General features: G+C 39.0%; 14 protein-coding genes. 10 read left to right on the top strand and 4 right to left on the bottom strand.

Going from position 1 to position 18,447, the window contains the following annotated elements; genetic code table 11:
- Positions 1–95 precede the first annotated feature (95 nt).
- From VB797_RS17755 to VB797_RS17745, 3 genes are all read right to left on the bottom strand, one after another.
- Complete coding sequence (locus VB797_RS17755) at positions 96–1,181, bottom strand: iron-containing redox enzyme family protein (protein ID WP_323239050.1); 1,086 nt, start codon at positions 1,179–1,181, stop codon at positions 96–98.
- A gap of 49 nt (positions 1,182–1,230) precedes the next feature.
- Positions 1,231–2,016, bottom strand: a complete 786-nt coding sequence (locus VB797_RS17750) for a class I SAM-dependent methyltransferase (protein WP_323239049.1) — start codon at positions 2,014–2,016, stop codon at positions 1,231–1,233.
- A 385-nt stretch (positions 2,017–2,401) separates the two neighbouring features.
- On the bottom strand, positions 2,402–3,451 hold the full coding sequence (locus VB797_RS17745; RefSeq protein WP_416350882.1) for a helix-turn-helix domain-containing protein: 1,050 nt from the start codon (positions 3,449–3,451) through the stop codon (positions 2,402–2,404).
- A gap of 751 nt (positions 3,452–4,202) precedes the next feature.
- Here VB797_RS17745 and VB797_RS17740 point away from each other — a divergent pair.
- On the top strand, positions 4,203–4,973 hold the full coding sequence (locus VB797_RS17740) for a helix-turn-helix domain-containing protein (protein ID WP_323239047.1): 771 nt from the start codon (positions 4,203–4,205) through the stop codon (positions 4,971–4,973).
- A gap of 183 nt (positions 4,974–5,156) precedes the next feature.
- Here the strand turns inward: VB797_RS17740 and gatA are convergent, their stop codons facing one another.
- Complete coding sequence (gene gatA, locus VB797_RS17735) at positions 5,157–6,620, bottom strand: Asp-tRNA(Asn)/Glu-tRNA(Gln) amidotransferase subunit GatA (RefSeq protein ID WP_323239046.1); 1,464 nt, start codon at positions 6,618–6,620, stop codon at positions 5,157–5,159.
- A 256-nt stretch (positions 6,621–6,876) separates the two neighbouring features.
- Between gatA and VB797_RS17730 the strand changes: the two genes are divergently transcribed.
- The 9 genes from VB797_RS17730 to VB797_RS17690 all read left to right on the top strand — a co-directional run bounded on the left by VB797_RS17730 (position 6,877) and on the right by VB797_RS17690 (position 18,410).
- Positions 6,877–8,244, top strand: coding sequence for an OB-fold nucleic acid binding domain-containing protein (locus tag VB797_RS17730; protein WP_323239045.1), 1,368 nt, complete (start codon positions 6,877–6,879; stop codon positions 8,242–8,244).
- Between the two features lie 252 nt (positions 8,245–8,496).
- Positions 8,497–9,030, top strand: coding sequence for a hypothetical protein (locus VB797_RS17725; RefSeq protein ID WP_323239044.1), 534 nt, complete (start codon positions 8,497–8,499; stop codon positions 9,028–9,030).
- A 317-nt stretch (positions 9,031–9,347) separates the two neighbouring features.
- Complete coding sequence (locus VB797_RS17720; RefSeq protein WP_323239123.1) at positions 9,348–9,704, top strand: DUF6464 family protein; 357 nt, start codon at positions 9,348–9,350, stop codon at positions 9,702–9,704.
- Between the two features lie 86 nt (positions 9,705–9,790).
- Complete coding sequence (locus VB797_RS17715) at positions 9,791–11,119, top strand: SWIM zinc finger family protein (protein WP_323239043.1); 1,329 nt, start codon at positions 9,791–9,793, stop codon at positions 11,117–11,119.
- Between the two features lie 124 nt (positions 11,120–11,243).
- Complete coding sequence (locus VB797_RS17710) at positions 11,244–12,767, top strand: DUF5691 domain-containing protein (protein WP_323239042.1); 1,524 nt, start codon at positions 11,244–11,246, stop codon at positions 12,765–12,767.
- 59 nt (positions 12,768–12,826) lie between these two features.
- On the top strand, positions 12,827–13,972 hold the full coding sequence (locus tag VB797_RS17705; protein WP_323239040.1) for an ATP-binding protein: 1,146 nt from the start codon (positions 12,827–12,829) through the stop codon (positions 13,970–13,972).
- A 261-nt stretch (positions 13,973–14,233) separates the two neighbouring features.
- Positions 14,234–15,211 carry a hypothetical protein gene (locus tag VB797_RS17700; RefSeq protein ID WP_323239039.1) on the top strand — a complete coding sequence of 326 codons (978 nt, stop codon included), beginning with the start codon at positions 14,234–14,236 and terminating at the stop codon, positions 15,209–15,211.
- A 95-nt stretch (positions 15,212–15,306) separates the two neighbouring features.
- The gene (locus VB797_RS17695; RefSeq protein WP_323239038.1) at positions 15,307–15,888 is read left to right on the top strand and encodes a Uma2 family endonuclease; all 582 of its coding nucleotides are present in this window, start codon (positions 15,307–15,309) and stop codon (positions 15,886–15,888) included.
- Positions 15,889–15,980: 92 nt separating this feature from the next.
- A complete protein-coding gene (locus VB797_RS17690; RefSeq protein ID WP_323239037.1) occupies positions 15,981–18,410 on the top strand; it encodes a DUF5682 family protein in 2,430 nt (809 codons plus the stop codon).
- Positions 18,411–18,447: the final 37 nt, after the last annotated feature.

The raw sequence follows: 18,447 nt of genomic DNA, 5'->3' as shown, positions 1-18,447 counted from the left end.
TTAGGAGTTAAGAGTAGCGAGTAACTAATTAGTTATTTTTCTCCTTGTCCCGGTGTCCCTCTATCTCCTCATCCCTACTCCCTACTTCCTTTTACTCAAATTACAACTTTATCAGCTTCTTTCACTGCTTGAGTCACGGCTTTACGAGAACGAGAACCTAATAACTTTTGTTGTTCGTAGCCAAGCAGTATTTCCCAAGCATCTTGCGGATACTTCTCAATTAGAGGTAAGGCTGCATCATCTAACATCCATTTTCCATGTAGTTCATCTACTTTGATATGGATATCCCAGTAACTTGTCTCTTCTGCTGATAATCCGAGTCGCTTTCCGGCTGCTTGATAGGGACGTAACCCCGACGGTACGGAAAGTTCTCCGTACAAAAGTCCGCCGATGTAGCGTAGAAAATGGCTCTTTCGTTCGGTAACTACAAACATATGATTGATTGTTGCCAATAATTGCCAAGGAACCAAATCAAAGTATGCTTCTGGCTGAGTTTCCATTCCCAATTTTTCCAGCATTGTTATAAAGTAAGAAGAATGCTTGCGAGCAAGACGACCGCCACCGTATTCTTCTAATAACAACCTGGTCAATACGGCGTGGATTTCATTACTTACACCACCTAAAGTCCGAGAAATTTGACTCGCTTCCACTAATCCATCGAGAGAACCAATTGCTACTAAACGACGGTAGCCAGCGATAGTTAATTCGTCGCGATAATACAGATTATCTTCAGATAAAGGTGGTTCGATATCGGCTGCAACCTTTTCGTGCAATGCCTTTTTGACATCTATTCCTTTAAAGGATTCTACATCTAATTGAGCTATTTCCCATTGTTGCCAAACTGATTCAATTCGCTTCCGCAGCTTTTGCAGGTAAAGAGAATCTTCGTTAATGTAGCTTCGTAAACTATCGAACCAAAAAAGCTTCAACCGATTGATACGATAAAGTATTCTTTGCAAAAACAAATGTGCAGCATCATCCCCTGACGGTGTTTGATAAGCTGCTGCGATCGCAAAATCAATATTTTTTTCGATGTTATCTATTACTAAACGCAGTTCATCTAAATGCCGATCTAAATCTTCCGTTGTTAGCAATTCGATAAACTGTTTTTCTGCGCGATCGTAGTTGATAGCTGTTTTTGTTTTGATGTCGGTAATTGGAAGAGTAGTACTGTTATGCATTTCAAAATTTTCTCCTTTTGTTGCAATATTTCGTCTATGACTTGAGGAATTATGAATAGGGACCGATCTCAGGTTTAAGCGAACTGATAAATGTCCAAGCTGCCATGTATGTGCCAACATAGATATTGGCATAGTCAGCATTGCTATCTGCTACAAACCAATCGGGTGTAGTTTTCTGCCCTCTAACCCTTTCATCCAAGCCGGTAAGCAAAGAAATATTCCCATAAACCATACTTCCTTGAGCCTTTTCTACCATTGAGTTGACCAATTTTTGTAACAACTCGGCGCGAGCAAATAAAGTATGATTCGGATGATTGCCGTAACAAAAAGGCACAATTATAACTAAGTAGCCGCGATCGCTCACTAACTTTTGCAAGCAAAATTCAATGATTTCTTGGTCATCTTTTTTTTCTAAAGTATTTTTATCGGTGCTGTGAAATAACAAACCAGCCATAACGATCGCATCAAATTTTTGGTTTTGTTCAACCATTTGAGCCAATTTTACCGATAAATCAGCAGCAACAAACTTTCTTTGAGGAAAAAGCTTTAAACAGCGTTCAATTGCTAACTCGCTATGATCGATACCTAAATAATCGCAGCGTTCTGGTAAATACTTGCATAAAGCCGCATTTCCGCATCCCAAATCTAATAAAGAAAATGATTCTTCGGGAAAAGCGTCATTTAAAAAACAAACTGTGGGTTTGTATCGGGGTGTATTTTCAGGTGATTCTAAATAAGAATAATAGTCATCTTGAAAACGTTCTTCTTCGGATGTATTTCTATCTGGTGGGGCTTGTTGCATAAAATTTTGAGAAACAGACTTATTATTAAACATTCCTCAAAGAATTTTATCACCCCAACGACGTTACTAACGTTTCGCAAAATTTAATAAAAAAGTAATCTAAATTATACCTTTAGATCCATGACTAATCCGCATATCTATAGAATTCATTATTAATATTTTGGCATTTTAAAAGGTAATTATGGTGCATTGCGCTCCCAGGACAACACACCGACTTTAAAAGCATTCAGATTTGAATGACAGATATTTTTAATAAGATGAATAAATATTAAGTCAACATAAGATACATGAAGTTAGATTGAAGGGAAGATGTCCTTCCCCACAAACATTCTTAAACAGATTGCTTGTATATTTGATAAGACTTCGAGCATTTTATTACAGGCAATCATTTTTCGATTTGGCATTAGTTTGAGTTCGATTAGACTGCTTCTGGTGGAGCAATATCAGAACCGATAGATATACCAGCATTGCTAGATTTAATCCCTGGTTTGGCTGTATTCTCTTTATACTTAAATGATTCGGAGACATCTGAAGCAGGAGCTACTTCTGGATTTATGGCTTTCTGAGCGTTACTTTGTTGATGGGATACTAGAGATAATCCTCCAACCGCACCAGCAACTAGCGCTGTATAACCTACATACAAATGCATCGGGCTGATATCAAGTCCAATTTTTGGAGTTTTACTATCGGACTGAAACAATGAAGGAACCAAGGATTCTTGTGTTTCTGATGTTGGTAAAGTTGCAGCTAGAGCAGTACCGTTAAATCCTAAAGCATTCCCCATCACTCGAATAAAACCGCGAACGTAAACATCTGCTGGTAGCGATTCCATGTCACCCCTTTCCACTGCTTCCATCTGACGTACCGGAATATGAGTATACATATGTAGGTCGCTCAAACAAAGACCTCGGGACTCCCTACCTTGTTTCAATTGTTGACCGATTTCGCGAAACTTTTCTAAACGCTGTTCGACTCTAGTTTGCTTCGCGATTTGTGCTTTAGAAGGTTTTCCAGATTTAAACCATTGGAAAGGAGCGGTTTTTTTGGAGTTAAGGGAGGCTGTATGGTTTACTAACGTTGGCGAAGATGCAGTTTCTTCTTTAACAATATTGGTGCTTGGGGATGAGTTGACAATTGTCAAACACTCAGATAGGTCTTTAGCTGGTTCAACGGGTAGTTCAACCTTTTCTTCAACTTCTGGTGTCGTATCCGCAATGGTTTGATTGTGTAATGAAAGCTGACGAAATGCTACACCGATAGCTTCTCTTCCAACCGCTTTAAATAACAGCTTCGCTTGATCGGATGAATCACCCAACAACTTTTGTACTGTTGCTAAAGCACGTCGATAGACTTTGCTGTTATGCAGTTCTGCTTCTATTTCACTTAATAGCGATCGCAATTCGTCCTGAGAAATTTCAATTGCGGGTTGTCCGGAAACTGATAATGAGTACATAGATGACATGACCATAATTACGGGATAATGAAGAGTAGTTAAGCAAGGTGGTAAATTTACCTGTGTAATTTCTTCTAACCTTTCTTGACATTTCCGGATTGTTGCGTATAAAGCTATATTGTTTTCGGAAAATAATCGCGACGGTTGTTAGAATCAGCTTCTCACTAATTGATCTAGATTTTATAAGTATTTATTTGTTCCCGGTTTTTACGAAGTTACTGTTGTTAATGCCGTTTAAAGAAATCTATCAATATTTTTTAAAATAGATTAATGTATAAAATTAATCTGAGGGCATACTTGAAAAAGCGAAGTGGGTTGGTTGAAACTATTAATTATTAATTTATACTAAGCTGTTAGCTGAAATAGTAATTTAAATTGTGTATTAAATAGAATTGCTTTATATAGCATAGAAATACCACCTAGGAAGGATGACAAACGATCGCAGAAAATTTTTACTTTAATTGCCGCTTCCACGGTTTGAGCCATATATTTATATTGGAAACATTAAAAAATATGCAATTTTCGAGTCTTAAAAAAGATATTTAATTAATTAGCTGACAACAACCGCAATAACATCTACCATTAGTAGTAACCTGGTATTGTCTTAAATAGATTTTTGGTGCTGTGTGGACAAGATTAAATAGCCTTGCAACAAAAATGTATTATCAGAAAATAGTCTTTCATAATTTTGACTGAAAAGTTGCATAAAAGACATCTTTTTCAGTGATTTCTCTGTTGAATATAATACGTTAAAAACTATCGGGAGATGACAGTGAAGCCGTTAAACGAAGAGCAAAGGGAGAAACTTAAGGAGATAACGAATAAACTAAGGCAAGTAAGAGAAGAAAAATCTATACATATAGACGAAATAGCAGCAAAAATACTTGTCCGACCTGTTTTTTTAAGTGCTTTAGAAGAAGGAAGATTTGAGGAGCTACCCGAAGCCGTTTACATTCAGGGGTTTGTGCGTCGTTATGGAGATGCTTTAGGGCTGAATGGTACAGCTTTAGGTAAAGAATTTGGGGATATTGCTTGTCCTGTGCCAATACCCCAGGAAAATAACAATTTAAATAATAAAGCAAGCATATATATACCACTAGCCGTACCTTATATTTTATTAATAATAGGCGCTTCTTTGGGGCTATTTTATTTACTTGGTCCTAAACCAGCCGATCAAACTGTGAGTCAAAATCAATATTCATCAAACGTCTCGGAACAAAAAGATCTTACGGAATCGAAAGCTACATCACCACCTGTTTCTAAACCGACTCCAACACCAAAACCGATTGAAGGTGTGAAAGTTAGTTTAGATTTACAAGATGAATCCTGGGTAAGAGTAATAACCGATGATAAACAAGTATTTGAAGGAACCTTACAAAAAGGAGATAAAAAAAGCTTTACGGCCAAAGAAAAAGTAACTATACGTTCGGGGAATGCAGGTGCAGTACTAATTTCCGTAAATCAAAATAAACCCGTTCCCTTTGGTTCTAATAATAATCCGAAAACTGTGACCTACACACCTGGAGGTGAGGAGTAGGGGAGAGGAGATGGGGAGATGGGGTGATGGGGTGATGGGGTGATGGGGAGATGGGGTGATGGGGAGATGGGGTGATGGGGTGATGGGGAGATGGGGGGACAAGGGGTTAGGAGTTTTTAATTACCAATTACCAATTACCAATTACCCATGCCCAATGCCCAATGCCCCATCCCCTAAATGTTCTTAAGTGATTAAACTTGGTGTACGTAAATGCCAGTCTGTAGCTTGTTCGTATGCGTAGGCTACTTGAAATAGCTGGTCTTCGCGGAGTACTTTGCCAATTAACTGTAGCCCTATGGGTATTCCTTCGTCGTTGAAACCGCAGGGAATGCTGATACCGGGTAATCCTGCTAGGTTTACGGGAATTGTCATTAAGTCAGTTAAATACATATTTAAGGGGTCTTGTGATTTTTCCCCTGTTTTAAATGCAGTTATTGGTGCGGTTGGACAAACTAATACATCAACTTGTTTAAAGGCTTTGTCAAAGTCTTCTTTGATTAATGTCCGCACTTTTTGAGCTTTGAGATAGTAAGCGTCATAATAACCCGCGCTTAGAACATAAGTTCCAATCATGATCCGACGTTTGACTTCTGCACCGAAACCTGTAGAGCGAGTACGAGTATACATCGATAAAAGGTTGTCGGCTTCTTCTGCTCGATAACCATATTTAACTCCGTCGTAACGAGCCAGGTTTGCTGATGCTTCGGATGGTGCAATTATGTAGTAGCTGGGTAAACCATAGCGGAATCGAGGACAGGAAATAACATGAATTTCTGCACCCAATTCTTGCAGCACATCTATGGCTTTGGTAACTGCTTGTTCTACTTGCGAGTCTAAGCCTTCACCAAAGGTCTCCTTAATAATACCGATTCGCAGTTTGCCTCTAGGCTTTAAATCTGGTTTTAAAGTATCGGTGTATTTAGGTATATCAACTTTTAAACTGGTAGAGTCCTTTGGGTCATATCCAGCAATTTCACTTAAAAGTATAGCGGCATCTTCCACAGTGCGAGAAAATGGTCCGATTTGATCTAGGGAAGAAGCAAAGGCTACTAAACCGTAACGAGAAACTAGCCCGTAAGTTGGTTTCATTCCTACCACACCACAAAAAGATGCAGGTAGACGGATTGAACCTCCCGTATCGGAACCTAGAGAAACGGTGCATTCTTGGGCTGCTACCGCTGCTGCCGAACCACCAGAAGAACCACCGGGAACTCTAGATAAATCCCACGGATTAGCTGTAACCTGATAGGCAGAAGTTTCAGTGGAACTACCCATAGCGAATTCATCCAAGTTAGTCTTACCCACCATAACAGCGCCAGCATCGGCGAGTTTTTGCGTTACGGTAGATTCGTAAGGCGGTATAAAATTTTCTAGGAATTTAGAGGCACAGGTAGTGCGAATTCCTTTGGTACACATATTATCTTTAATACCGATGGGAATTCCGGCAAGTAAACCGATTTCTTCTCCAGCGGCGATTTTGGCATCCACGAGTCGCGCTTGTTCTAAAGCTTTTTCTTGGGTGACGTGCAAGAAGCTACGAACTTTCGGTTCTAGTTGTTCGATGCGATTCAAAGCAACTTGTGCGATTTCAACCGCAGAGCGCTCTTTATCAATTAATTGTTGGTGCAATTCGCGTATGGATGCCATGCATTACTACTCCCAAAATAATAACTAGCTCAAATGATTGATTTTAGTACATCTTGCTTAATATTGGTAATTGGGCATAAGTCAAAGGTCAAAGGTCAAAGGTGTAATAACTCTTAACTCCTAACTCCTAACTCCTAACCCCTAACTCCTAACTTTTAACTACTCCCTGCTTCCTATACCCTATTCCCTGAATAGTTTCGTAAATTAAAATATATAGATTAAACTAAACTTTACTTATTTTCTGGGGGTGAACATTATGGTCAAAATTGTATCTCGAAAAGCTTTAAATACTCAAAATGTATATGATATCGGATTGGAGCGCGACCATAATTTTGCGATCAAAAATGGCTTGATTGCTTCTAACTGTTTTAATAAATCTCACTCTACAGCTTACGGATATGTAACATATCAAACTGCGTATTTGAAAGCAAATTATCCATTAGAATATATGGCAGCGCTGTTGACAGCCAACAGTGGTGATAAAGATAAGGTGCAAAAATATATTGCTACCTGTATGAATATGGGTATTCATATAGAGTCACCCGATATTAATGCTTCGGAAGTGGATTTTACACCTGCGGACGGGAAAATTCTATTTGGATTGTCTGCAATACGCAACGTAGGAGAAAATGCGATCGCCTATATTTTGCAAGCGAGAGAAGCAAGTGAATTTAAATCCCTTGGTGATTTTTGCGATCGCGTCGATCTTGGTACGGTAAATCGTCGAACTTTGCAGTCTTTGATTAACTGTGGAGCTTTTGATAAAATTAATGCCAACCGCAATCAATTAACTCAGGATTTAGAGTTAGTATACGATTGGGCGCAGTCTCGCGCTAGGGATAGAGCCAGCGGTCAAGGCAATTTATTCGATTTGTTGGGTGGTGCCTGGGGCGGTGATTCGGGTGCAAATAATCCAGGAATGAATGCTGTATTAAATCCTCCTAAAGCTAAAGAAGTTGCAGATTTACCTCCTCAAGAAAAGCTGCGAATGGAAAAAGAACTTTTAGGTTTTTACGTGTCCGACCATCCGCTCAAATCTATACGTCAATCAACGCGGATTCTTTCCCCAATTAATATGACGCAGTTAAAATCTCAGGGAGAAGATGCAAAGGTTTGCGTGGTTGTCATACTTAATAACGTAAAAAAGGTGGTCACTAAAAAAGGCGACCCGATGGCAATATTGCAATTAGAAGATTTAACTACAACGGGGGAAGCTGTAGTTTTTCCTAAGACTTACGAACGAATTAATCAGGTTTTACAAGTTGATGCAAAATTAATTGTTTGGGGAAAGGTTGATAAGAAAGATGACCAAGCTCAATTATTAGTTGACGATGCAGAGCCAGTAGAAAATATCGAATTAGTTATTGTAGAAATGACTCCCCAACAAGCAGCTACCATTGAAGAACATCATCGTCTCAGATCAATTTTAAAAGATTTACAAGACCAATCAAACGAGAAAGAAAAAGGAAAAGTACCAGTTATTGGTATTATTCAAGGTGAAAATTCTCGCCAACTTGTGCGTTTTGGCAGACAATATTGGGTGCAAGATTCAACTACTGCGATTATGGCTTTACATAATGGCAGGTTTTTCGCCCGCATTCAACCGCTGACTGTGAAGTGTTAGGAGTTATGAAATTTTAGATTTTAGATTTTAGATTTTGGATTAAAGGAGTTAAGAGTCAGGTGTAGTTTAGTCACCCGAAGCAGGTAATTGATAATTGGTAATCTCGAAATCGTCAACAGTAAATTAGCCCATCACTGCAAAGGGTTCATCGTTTTTTTCGTTACTTTTGCTGATGATATCTTTCTGTAAGGAGCAGTATATTTTGATGCCATGACGTTGTTGGTGGCAAGCAGGGTGAGGAGTAAAAATTTGATGACGGTTGAGGGGTTAGATCAATTTGTTTCATACTGCAAAAGGATTCAACCTCAAAGTCCAGAAGATATAACTCGGTTTTTTGAGGGTGTAATCGGATTTCCTTATGATAAGGAACTTTTGTTACAGGCTTATTTGTATTTGAATATCCAAAACTTATTTCCTAATTGTTCTGAGTTGTTGCTGTTTGAAAAGTCTCCAATTGCTGATTATACGGATTTAGGCAAATGCGATTTTGTCTATTTAACTTCGTATAAAACGCTGTTTTTAGTCGAGACTAAGTTTATTGATACGACAGCATCGGGAGCAACGGAAAGAAAAAGAAGAAATAAGCATCGAAATAAAGTCTTTGAACAGGTGATAACTTTAAAAAATCGGTTTGGTCAATATTGGAACATTCAGGTGGACGAATTGGAATGTGGTGTTTTTACCACAGACCCCGAAATTAACTGGCGAGGGAATGATGTTAATGTAACGACTAAATCAGTTTCGATACGCAAATTAGAGGAATGGAGAGCTTCAAAAAATCGCTAACTAACATTAACTCACATTTATATAGTACATGAGTTCTACTTATGATTTTACTAAAAGAGAGCTAACAACGCGATCGCGAAGAACATTTTTTGCAGTGTATAAAATACCTTTTTACCTTCTTCCCTATTCCCTGTTCCCTCTCTTGGGATTTGAAAAAATTATAAAAATTTAAGTTAAATTTACGGTTTCGGTGATTAGAGCTATGCTGTTAAAAACGGAGTATGGCAATTTTCAGAAAACTGCTCCTGAAACCATCCGCATTCAGCGGAAAAGCCCGTTGTCCTGTATGTTTTGCAGATTCGGAGGTAACAAATAAGGTGTTAAAAACACTTTTGGTAATTGCCATTGGTTTCTTACCATCCCTATTCTCCCTGTGGTTGATGCGTAAAAACAGGGCTAGAACGCGCACGCTTCTTCGACGGGCTGCGGTTACAAGCTTCCCCAGATCTATAAGCCAAAATCATCATAGAATAAACAATCGCGATCGCCTCCTCAACAGCGAAACGGAACGCTATTATTTGGAAGGAGTAGGTTATCTTGTCGGAGATATTAGCTGTGAGTATAATGCTCGTTCTGGTTATCTAAGGTGTGCCGTAAATCCAAACGGTCCGTGTGATGGCTGCCGTTTTTACGAAGAACGTAAAGAAGTTGCTTGCACAAAAAATAATGTTTAACACTAGGAGCGTAATTCCCCATTCCCTGTTTCCTGTTCCCTGTGTACAATTGTTTTAATTTTGAATTGCGATCGCGATTTTATTAAATGTCTGCAACCTGGACGCAGGAAAAAATTTTGGCACTAGCACCAGATGCAAGTTCGGCCAAAAATGGTAAAGCTTTGGCTACTTCTTGTAAGTGGTCATCGTTGGGTTACAACGATACGGCAGTTTGGGGTGAGTGTCAGGGAAGTGGGAAAAATCCTTATCTAACCCAAATCGACTTGACGGAACCGGCTTTTAAATGCAGTTGTCCGAGTCGCAAGTTCCCGTGTAAACACGGTATCGGTCTGTTTCTTTTGTTAGTAAGTGAGAAAGAATTATTTACCCAAAGCGCACCGCAGCAATGGGTTTATGATTGGCTTGAAGCCCGGAGTCATAAACAAACAAAGAAAGAGAAAGAGAAAGTCAATATTGAAAAAAACGCTGTAAATAAAGAAATAAACCCTAATGCACTTCGTGCGGTCAAGCGTTTAAATAAAGTTACTGCGGGAATGCAGGATTTAGAAGTTTGGTTGCGGGACTTGGTAAGTAATGGGTTAGCAGCAGCACAAGAGCAACCATTAAGTTTCTGGGATGATGCAGCAGCGCGGTTGGTAGATGCACAAGCACCGGGGGTAGCTCGTTTAGTGAGGGAAATGGGAAGTATTTCTCATTCTGGTGTGGGATGGCAAGAAAGATTATTATCGCAATTAGGGCGAGTATATCTCTTAATTCAAGCTTTCAAGCATTTGGACAATCTAACTACTCCAGTACAAGCAGACATCCGTACTCAAATTGGTTTTTCCCAAAGTCAGCAAGAATTATCAACACAACCAGGAATAAATGATTCTTGGTTAATTTTAGGGCAAAGTTTAACAGAAGAAGACCGCTTGAAAACACAGCGTATTTGGCTTTGTGGTAAACAAACGCAACAAAAAGCATTAATTCTTAACTTCGCTCACGGTAGTCAGCCATTAGATACTAGTCTTGTGCCGGGAAGCTGTATCGATGGGGAATTAGTATTTTTCGAGAGTGCTTATCCTTTACGAGCAATAGTTAAAACACGTCAAGATGCAGTAACTCAGATGGATGGAATGCCGGGATATAGTAACATCTCAAATATGATGCAGGAATATTCCCAAGCTCTTGCTAGCAACCCTTGGATAGAAAAATTTCCTATTTGTGTTAGTAAAGTAATTCCGATTAAACAAAACTATAACTGGTTTATACGCGATGAAGATAAACGTTTACTTACTTTGAAATCAAGATTTAATCATAACTGGCAATTATTAGCGCTCAGCGGTGGATATCCTTTCGATATATTCGGTGAATGGGACGGAGAATATTTTTTGCCTTTGAGTGTTTGGGTAGAAAATCGACCAATTCAATTTTAGATTTTAGATTTTAGATTTTAGATTTTGGATTTTGGATTTTGGATTAAAAGCTAAGAATTCTTTCTACTCCCTATTCCCTATTCCCTACTCCCTACTCCCTACTCCCTATTCCCCATTTCTATAAATGAATATTTGGCAAGATTTAGTAAAAACGGCAGTTGTAGGTACTCAAAGACAAGATTTGAAAATTACTCCATTAGATAATCAATTGGGTAAAGTTTTGAATGGTGTTGATATTAATGACAAGGAAGGAAGTTTACTTAGTGCTGCTGGGACGATTTCTCTTTATCAACAAGCTGGTAAATTAACTGCGATCAATAATAAAATAACCTTGAAAACTTGCGAATTAGATGATTTACCATATTGCAAGCAATCAGAACAACATTTAAAAATGATGTTGAGTGGAGAATACAGTGCAATTTTACCTGAGTGGTTAAAACTTACAGCGTCAGCGAAGAAAGTTGTTTCACCAAAGTATTTACCCGAATTATTAACTTTAGGTAAACGACAACAGAATTTACGAAAAGATATTTTACCTGTTTTGGGGAAGCGAGGAATTTGGTTAGCAGCGCAAAATCCAGATTGGAATTATGTTATAGGTGAAAATATAGATAATATTTGGAAGAGTGGTAGTTTAGAAGCTAGAAGAAACTTGTTAGAAGAACTGCGTCAATCGGAAGCACAAAAAGGACGCAAACAGTTACAAAATATTTGGAGTAAGGAAAAAGCGTCAGAAAGAGCAATTTTATTAGAAGGGCTGAAAGTTGGTTTGAGTATTGACGATGAAGCGTTTTTAGAAGATGCTCTTGAAGATAGAAGCAAGCAAGTAAGAGATGTAGCAGCGCGATTGCTGGCACAAATTCCAGAATCAAAGCTTGTTAAAAGGATGATAAAAAGAGTTCGTCCTTTACTAAATTTGCATAATAACAATATAGAAGTTACATTACCTCAAAAATGTACTTTAGAAATGACTCAAGACGGTATAGATGAATCTAAATATATACCTTCTTTGGGAGAGAAAGCGAGTTTACTATTACAAATGCTTACTTCCGTACCGCCGACTATATGGAGCGATGATTGGAAAAAGACTCCTACTGAATTAATAAAAATTATCGCAGATAGTAAATGGGAAAAGTTATTTTTAGAAGCTTGGACAACGGCGACAGTTAGAAGTAAAGATATAGTTTGGACTGAAGCTTTCCTTAAATCATCTGTAAGGTTATATCAAAATTTAAATCATATCGATAATTCGATTATAAATTTTCTGAGAATCTTACCTTGTTCTGAGGTTGAAACTTTGATTTTAGATGTTTTGCAACAATCTGATACACTACCTTTTAATTTTGCTAGTCCAGCTTTTCCATTATTAATTCATACTCCACATATCTGGAATGAGGAGATTAGTCGGACAGTAATATCGAGTATAAAAAGCTGTATTGAAAACAACAATCAAGTTAATAATTGGCAATTTGGTTTGGCTTTAGGACATTTTTCTGTAAAAATCGCACCTTCTATATATCATGAAGCCGCTGAGATTTTAAACTTTGAAGAATCTGAAAATATCCACAAATCTTTAACTGAAGCTATTGATAAATTTTTAGCTAAATTACAGTTTAGATATGAAATGAGAAAAGCAATACTAATGTAGTCTCCAGAATTTCGGTTAAAAAACAGGTAAATTAAATATTTAAAATTATAGGGGGAAATATGGCTGAAGAGAAAAAAACCGCAGAGACGCAGAGTACGCAGAGTAAGAAGAAAGAGAAGGAAAGTAATAAAACATTACTCAGGGAACACGCGGAGTATCAGTTTGCTGAAGAGTTGGAAGAGTTGGGGAAGGTAGATAAGCGTCAACGTCCGCCAAATTGGAAGTTGTCCCCTTGGGCGGTGATGACTTATTTGATGGGTGGGAAGTTGGATAGCGGTTTTGAGGTGTCGCCAAAATATATCGGTGAGAGGAGGGTGATTGAGATTGCGATCGCAACTTTGACAACTGACAGGGGTTTGTTGTTGATTGGAGTACCGGGTACGGCGAAATCATGGGTTTCGGAACATTTAGCGGCGGCGATTTCGGGAGATTCTAAGTTACTAATTCAAGGAACTGCGGGAACCAGTGAGGAATCGATTCGCTACGGTTGGAATTACGCGAAGTTATTAGCTGATGGTCCCTCGATGGGAGCGTTGGTTGCCAGTCCGTTGATGCGAGCGATGGAAGATGGAAAAGTGGCGCGGGTGGAAGAATTAACCCGAATTCCGGCGGATGTGCAAGATACATTAATTACTATCCTTTCCGAGAAAACACTGCCAATTCCCGAATTGGGGGAAGAGGTGCAGGCTAATAAAGGTTTTAGCGTGATTGCAACCGCTAATGATAGAGATAAAGGAGTAAACGATTTATCCAGTGCTTTGAAAAGGCGTTTTAACACGGTAGTTTTACCTTTACCAAAGACAGTAGAAGAAGAAATTGACATCGTACAGCGTCGCGTAGAAAGCTTAGGAAGGGCTTTAGAATTACCAGCAGAACCTCCAGCGTTGGAAGAGATAAGACGTATTGTGACGGTGTTTAGAGAATTGCGGAGCGGGGTAACGGAAGATGGAAAAACCAAGATTAAATCTCCGACAAGCACCTTGAGTACCGCAGAAGCAATATCAGTAGTTAACAGTGGAATGGCATTAGCAGCGCATTTCGGTGACGGTATTATGAGCGCTTCAGATGTTGCTTCGGGAATCATTGGAGCGGTGATAAAAGACCCAGTGCAGGATAAACTTGTGTGGCGAGAATATTTAGAAACCGTGGTGAAAGAAAGGGATGATTGGAAAGATTTGTATCGCGCTTGTAGGGAAGTTAGTTAATAGTTAGGAGTTAGTTGTTAGTTGTAGGGTGTGTTACGGCTTAGAAACGTTTTGATTTTAAGTTATTAATTAAATGATGCCATAACCCACCATCGGATATTAGGATAAACAACTAAAATTGTCTTATTAAGTGCAACATTTCACCTTGAAATAAATTTCAAGGCTAATATACAAAGTACGTTAAAACGCACTAAAATATTTTTCCAGTCTACTTTAGTAGACTTTGACTATTAGCCTGGGAATTTATTCCTAGGCGGAATTGTGGAATGTATTAAAAATGCTGCAAGATATAATCCTCAAAGAAATATGAATCCTGAAACAGAAAAATTCCTTGGTATTCTCGAATTTTATAATCATGGCAGAATGTTTGTTTGGGATAGGAGTATCAAAGGTGATTTTAGTATTTGGAATCTTTTGATTTCAGAAGGATTTGTAACGGAATCAGAACTAGATAAAGCTATAAAGCATTGGTTACAAACCGAATTTTGGGGTACTATAACTAATCAAAAATATAACACTATTCAATACGCGCCATTGCGTCGAGAACGTAAAAATGATGATTGGAATAATTATATAAGACAAGAAAGGATAAATTATTATCAAGCTTTATCTTATTTCCTCAAAAAAAACTTACAAAACTTACAAGCATATTTAATTACTGGTTTTGGCAATTCTGATGCTTATGGAATAAGAGTAGAATTCGAGCATTACATTATTTTAAGTCAAACACAAAGTAGAGATTGGATTTGTTTAACTCCTACAATGGTTGATCAAGTTTGGGATTGTCGCAATAGTGCAAAACATCCATATATTCCTTCATTAACAGCTTGTCGTTCGGAAAATACTGATACACAAGATGTTGTGCAGAAAATTAATAAAATTCTCAGAAAATTAAAGCCTATAGAAATTTATGGGCATTATTATGCTGACTATAAACATAGTTATTATCATCAAATTTTTTGTACGTCTTCCTCAAAGAAATATAAGTCGATTGAACTTGCACTCAGAGCGAGTAGTATGCTTGATATGGATGGTAAATTTACTCTTTATAAAGGCGGCGATTATGATATGAATAGAGATGGAGAAAGAATTAGTAGATTTATGGATAGATATCTCACAAAACGTAAGTGTTTTACAGTAAGCTTTTGGGATGTTGGCTGTGGTTATGACATTGCTTGTACTTCTACAGGTGATTGGATTGGGTTTAAGTATACGGATGAATTTATTTATAATCCCTAAAAATAATTAAATGAATAAGGCTAAAGGACAACTACAAACCTTTATTTTGAATAATTAGATAAGATATTAATTATCAAATAAATAATTGTTAAATTATGACTCAAACTACAACAAAAACTATATATTCTTTTGAAGAATACCTTACCTATGATGATGGTACGGATAACCGCTACGAACTCGTTAAGGGAAAACTTGAATTAATGAATCCGCCAACTTTTAGACATCTACTAATATCTAAATTTATCGAACAAAATTTTGATGAACAAATCAAACTTCTCAATTTGCCTTGGATGTGTTTTCGAGAAGCGGGAATTAGAACCGGGTGGCGAAAATCGCGATTATCTGATGTTTACATTGTCACATCCGAGCAAGTAATAGAATTTTTGGATGAATCTGCTGTTTGTCAGTCTCCACCTTTATTAGTTGTGGAAGTAGTTAGTCCCGAATCGGTAAAGCGAGATTATCGCTATAAACGTTCTGAATATGCAGCTTTAGAAATACCTGAATATTGGATTGTAGACCCCATTGAATCAAAAATTACGATTTTATTGTGGGAAGAAGGCTTATACGAAGATACAGAGTTTACTGGTTATCAAAAAATTATTTCTCGTATTTTTCCACAACTCAATTTAACCGTAGAACAAGTATTAGCAGCAGGTAATATTAAACAAAAATAAATCTGCCTTTTGCTAAGTTTTAAAAAATATATACAAACTTCTTATTCTCTTCCCTTCTTCCTCAGCGTCCTCCGCGTCTCTGCGGTTAAATCATGACTACCCACATCTTTGGTATACGCCATCACGGTTCTGGCTCAGCACGTAGCCTACGTCAAGCCCTAGCACAACTTCAACCCGATATCATCTTAATCGAAGGACCCCCCGATGCCGAATCCTTGCTGCCACTAGTCGCTTCAACTCAAATGCAGCCCCCCGTAGCATTATTAATTTACCTCCCAGATAACCCCAAAGAAAGCGTTTATTATCCCTTCGCCGTATTTTCTCCAGAGTGGCAAGCGATACAATTCGGACTCAGTAATAATATCCCCGTGCGGTTTATGGACTTACCGTTAACGCATCGCATGGGTGTGAAGGAAGCACACGGGGACAAGGAGACAAGCGGACAAGGAAATGAATCCAAAATCCAAAATCCAAAATCCATAATTCCACAAGATCCATTGGGTTTACTTGCCAAAGCCGCAGGTTATAGCGATCGCGATTGCTGGTGGGAACAGATGGTAGAAACACGGGGGAATACTGTTGATTTATTTACCGCTATCCTCGAAGCGATCGCCGCCGTGCGCGAACAAATGCCGCCTTTGGAAGACCCCATCGAAGCCCAACGGGAAGCATATATGCGAAAAACCATCCGCGCCGCCGAAAAAGAAGGATTTGAACGCATTGCCGTGGTTTGCGGTGCTTGGCACGCTCCCGCACTTTCCCTGATGCCACCTGCAAAGGAAGATACTGCTTTACTCAAAGGTTTACCTAAAACCAAAGTCCAAGCAACCTGGATACCTTGGACTTACGGACGTTTATCTTACAGTAGCGGTTATGGTGCAGGTATCGAATCGCCGGGTTGGTATCATCATCTTTGGGAATGGAGAATGGGGCATGGGGCATTGGGCATTGAGCATGGAGCATTGGGAAAACAAGAAGATAAGGTAGAAAATTTCTCCCCATCTCCCCATCCCCCCCTTCTCCTTACGGAGACGCTTCGCGAACGGGTTCACCACTCCCCTCAACGGAGGGAACCTCCGCACGGGGGTGGATTCACCATCTCCCCATCCCCCCATCCCCCGATCCCCTCCATTTCAATAACCTGGATGACACGAGTAGCGCGGTTGTTAAGAGAACAAGGTTTGGATGCTTCTTCGGCTCACGTTATTGAAGCGGTGCGTTTGGCTGAATCTTTAGCGGCTTTGCGAAATCTTTCTTTACCTGGTTTACCGGAGTTAAATGAAGCTACACAAACGGTGATGTGTTTTGGTAGCAATTTACCGATGCAGCTAATTCACGACAAGTTGATTGTTGGGGAAAATTTGGGTCATGTCCCCGATGAAACGCCGATGGTGCCGTTGCAGCAAGATTTACAGCGACAGCAAAAGCGGTTGCGGATGCCTGCGGATATTACGGAAAAGATGTACGATTTGGATTTGCGTAAGGAAAACGATTTGGCTCGTTCCCATTTGCTGCATCGTCTCAATCTTTTAGATATTCCTTGGGGACAGTTGCAACAAACTCGCGGTAAGAAAGGTACTTTTCATGAATTTTGGCTGGTGCAGTGGCATCCTGAATTTGCTGTAAATTTAATTGAAGCGGGAATTTGGGGTAATACGATTGGTGATGCTGCGAATAGCAAAGCTTGTAGTGTTGCGGATACAGCTTCAGAGTTACCAACATTGACAAGTTTGTTAGATAAAGTGATTTTATCTGACTTACCCGATGCGGTGATTTATTTGATGTCGCGATTGCAAAATGCTGCGGCTAAAACCCGCGATGTCACTCATTTAATGAATGCGTTACCACCACTCGCTAACGTGATGCGCTACGGTAACGTGCGTCAAACCGACACGGCAATGATATCTCATGTAGTTGATGGTTTGGTAGTGCGAATCTGCATTAGTTTACCCGGTGCTTGCGCTTCCTTAGATGACGATGCAGCAGCAGCGATGTATGACAATGTGATGAAAGTGAATAATGCGATCGCAGTGCTACAAAAACAAGAACAGATTAATTCTTGGCAACAAGTTTTAGTCCAGATTGCAGATAATTCTCACGTACACGGTTTAATTTGCGGACGTTGCTGTCGTTTGTTGCTGGATGCGATGATATTGGGTGCAACAGAAATAGCACGCAGGATGGGGTTAGCTTTATCTACAGCTACAGAACCTTCTCAAGCTGCTGCGTGGGTAGAAGGCTTTTTGAAAGGTAGCGGTTTATTATTATTGCACGACGATAAGCTTTGGCAGGTTTTGGATAATTGGGTATGTACCTTTAGTGAAGATTTCTTTGTTGCGTCGTTACCTTTGTTGCGTCGTACTTTTGCAACTTTTTCTGCACCCGAACGGCGACAAATGGGTGAAAGAGTGAAAAATGGAGTCGATGGGAATGTGTTAGATGATGCTGATGATGGTAGCAATATTAATGAGGAAAATGCTGTGTTGGTATTGCCGATTTTGAAGCAGTTTTTGGGGGTTTAAGGAATTAGTTTATTTAAGTTAAATCTAGCGAGCAAGA

Origin of the sequence: Rivularia sp. UHCC 0363 (assembly GCF_034931125.1) — a bacterium.
Classification (GTDB): Bacteria; Cyanobacteriota; Cyanobacteriia; order Cyanobacteriales; family Nostocaceae; genus Rivularia.
Note: the sequence above shows the minus strand (reverse complement) of the source record. Positions and strands in the feature narration are given on the sequence as shown.

What these genes read in the sequence shown, in the direction of transcription:
- VB797_RS17755 (WP_323239050.1), bottom strand. Translation starts at nt 1,181, where the DNA reads ATGCATAACAGTACTACTCTTCCAATTACCGACATCAAAACAAAAACA.
- VB797_RS17750 (WP_323239049.1), bottom strand. Translation starts at nt 2,016, where the DNA reads ATGTTTAATAATAAGTCTGTTTCTCAAAATTTTATGCAACAAGCCCCA.
- VB797_RS17745 (WP_416350882.1), bottom strand. Translation starts at nt 3,451, where the DNA reads ATGGTCATGTCATCTATGTACTCATTATCAGTTTCCGGACAACCCGCA.
- VB797_RS17740 (WP_323239047.1), top strand. Translation starts at nt 4,203, where the DNA reads ATGACAGTGAAGCCGTTAAACGAAGAGCAAAGGGAGAAACTTAAGGAG.
- gatA (WP_323239046.1), bottom strand. Translation starts at nt 6,620, where the DNA reads ATGGCATCCATACGCGAATTGCACCAACAATTAATTGATAAAGAGCGC.
- VB797_RS17730 (WP_323239045.1), top strand. Translation starts at nt 6,877, where the DNA reads ATGGTCAAAATTGTATCTCGAAAAGCTTTAAATACTCAAAATGTATAT.
- VB797_RS17725 (WP_323239044.1), top strand. Translation starts at nt 8,497, where the DNA reads ATGACGGTTGAGGGGTTAGATCAATTTGTTTCATACTGCAAAAGGATT.
- VB797_RS17715 (WP_323239043.1), top strand. Translation starts at nt 9,791, where the DNA reads ATGTCTGCAACCTGGACGCAGGAAAAAATTTTGGCACTAGCACCAGAT.
- VB797_RS17710 (WP_323239042.1), top strand. Translation starts at nt 11,244, where the DNA reads ATGAATATTTGGCAAGATTTAGTAAAAACGGCAGTTGTAGGTACTCAA.
- VB797_RS17705 (WP_323239040.1), top strand. Translation starts at nt 12,827, where the DNA reads ATGGCTGAAGAGAAAAAAACCGCAGAGACGCAGAGTACGCAGAGTAAG.
- VB797_RS17695 (WP_323239038.1), top strand. Translation starts at nt 15,307, where the DNA reads ATGACTCAAACTACAACAAAAACTATATATTCTTTTGAAGAATACCTT.
- VB797_RS17690 (WP_323239037.1), top strand. Translation starts at nt 15,981, where the DNA reads ATGACTACCCACATCTTTGGTATACGCCATCACGGTTCTGGCTCAGCA.